The sequence below is a fragment of the Aliihoeflea sp. genome, assembly GCF_052435475.1.
Classification (GTDB): domain Bacteria; phylum Pseudomonadota; class Alphaproteobacteria; order Rhizobiales; family Rhizobiaceae; genus Aliihoeflea.
Genome location: NZ_JBQVMV010000023.1, coordinates 36,727 through 37,385 on the forward strand (window position 1 = coordinate 36,727; position 659 = coordinate 37,385).

1 protein-coding gene is annotated in these 659 nt (G+C 70.9%); it reads left to right on the forward strand.

Annotated elements, in window-relative coordinates; translation table 11 throughout:
* Positions 1 to 159 precede the first annotated feature (159 nt).
* Positions 160 to 659 (forward strand): YeeE/YedE thiosulfate transporter family protein (locus ACT6QU_RS18035; RefSeq protein WP_444836989.1); only part of this gene is annotated, 500 nt, incomplete at its 3' end.

Below are 659 nucleotides of genomic sequence, written 5' to 3' on the forward strand. Positions count from 1 at the left end.
TCCGCCGAGGAAGCCTACCTCATCGCCTCCGCCCCCCCCCCCCCCCCCCGCTGCGTTCCCACCCCGCCCCTCCCTTGCTCAATCCGCCAAACAAGCCGAATGTGCCAAATGTCCGGCCCCGCCGGGCATTCGCTTTTTGACCGAGACGAACCGGACATCATGACCGACGCCGCCTTTCCCCGCCCGAACTACCTGCCGCCCGCAATTCCCGACCGCGCGCCGATGCTCGTCGCGGCGACCGCGCTCGTCGCCGGCTTCCTGCTGATCGCCTGGCTCGTCGACCTGCGCCAGGCCTCGCTCTTCGTCCTCGGCGGCCTTCTCGGCGCGACGCTCTACCACGCCTCGTTCGGTTTCACCGGCGGCTGGCGGCGCATGGTCGTCGAAAAGCGCGGTCGCGGCATGCGCGCGCAGATGCTCATGATCGCCGTCGCAGCGGTGGCGATGATCCCGCTTCTGGCCGCAGGCAGCCTCGGCGGACAGGCACTCGCGCCCGCCACCGCGCCGGTCGGAATCTCCGTCCTCGTCGGCGCCGCGATCTTCGGCCTCGGCATGCAGCTTGGCGGCGGCTGCGGCTCGGGCACGCTCTTCACCGTCGGCGGCGGCTCTTCGCGCATGCTCGTCACCCACGCCTTCTTCATCGTCGGCGCCGTCATCGGCAC